This window comes from Mycobacterium colombiense (assembly GCF_003284935.1).
GTDB classification, from domain to species: domain Bacteria; phylum Actinomycetota; class Actinomycetes; order Mycobacteriales; family Mycobacteriaceae; genus Mycobacterium; species Mycobacterium arosiense_A.
This window is the reverse complement of sequence record NZ_QMEV01000146.1, coordinates 1-1252: the sequence shown is the minus strand read 5'-3', so window position 1 is coordinate 1252 and position 1252 is coordinate 1. Positions and strand designations below refer to the sequence as shown.

The window sequence follows — 1252 nt, the reverse complement described above, 5'->3', positions numbered from 1 at the left end:
TAGGTGACAACTGAGATGGCTTGCCCGGCGTGGGCAGGCTGGAAGGATGTCACCATGGCACGGCCGTATCCCAAGGAGTTTCGTGACGATGTTGTGCGGGTCGCCCGTAACCGCGATGAAGGCGTGACGCTCGAGCAGATCGCCGCCGATTTCGGGGTGCATCCGATCACGTTGTCGAAGTGGCTGCGCCAGGCCGACATCGATGACGGCAGCAAACCCGGCATGACCACCACCGATCAGGCTGAGTTACGAGAGGCGCGTCGGCGGATCAAGCTGCTCGAGCAGGAGAACGAGGTGCTGCGCCGGGCTGCGGCGTATTTGTCGCAGTCGAATCTGCCGGGAAAAGGTTTTACCCGCTCGTGAAGGAGCTCGCCGCCAACGGGATTCACGTGGCGGTGACGTGTCGGGTCCTCAAGCTCGCCCGCCAGCCCTACTACCGGTGGCTGGCCACCCCTGTCACCGACGCCGAATACCTTGAGGCTCATCGGGCCAACGCGTTGTTCGACGCCCACCGTGATGATCCGGAGTTCGGCTACCGTTTCCTGGTCGAAGAGGCCCGAGACGCCGGCCAAGCCATGGCCGAGCGCACCGCGTGGCGGATCTGCGCCGACAACGGCTGGTGGAGTGCGTTCGGCAAGCGCAAGCGGGGCAAGAACGGCAAGCCCGGGCCGCCGGTCCACGATGATCTGGTCGGCCGCGACTTCACCGCGGATGCCCCAAATCAGTTGTGGCTGGCCGATATCACCGAGCACCGCACCGCCGAAGGCAAGCTCTACCTGTGTGCGATCAAGGACGTGTTCTCCAACCGCATCGTCGGCTACTCGATCGACTCCAGGATGAAATCCCGCCTCGCCACCACGGCGTTGGCCAGCGCTGTCGCTCGCCGCGGTGACGTCGCCGGCTGCATTCTTCACACCGACAGGGGCAGTCAATTTCGAAGCCGGAAATTCGTCCACGCACTGGGTCGCCACGACATGGTCGGGTCCATGGGCCGCGTCGGTGCCGCCGGCGACAACGCCGCCATGGAGAGCTTCTTTGCCCTGCTGCAGAACAACGTCTTGGACCGCCGCCGCTGGCACACCCGCGAGCAACTGCGCATCGCCGTTGTCACCTGGATCGAACGCACCTACCACCGCCGCCGACGCCAGAGTGCCCTTGGACGGTTGACCCCTGTCGAATTCGAAGCAATCATGACCACATCGGCCAGTCAGGCCGCATGAAGGAAACTGTCACCTATTCGTGCAGCAGACCC

Annotated in this window: 1 protein-coding gene; it reads left to right on the top strand. The window is 64.1% G+C overall.

Annotated elements, in window-relative coordinates:
• Positions 1 to 54: 54 nt before the first annotated feature.
• Positions 55 to 1220 (top strand): IS3 family transposase gene (locus DQP57_RS26480; RefSeq protein ID WP_240631902.1). Its coding sequence is split into 2 segments (ribosomal slippage): positions 55 to 339 and positions 342 to 1220, totalling 1164 coding nucleotides; the frame shifts between segments, so codons are not numbered across the junction.
• The last annotated feature ends 32 nt before the right edge of the window (positions 1221 to 1252 follow it).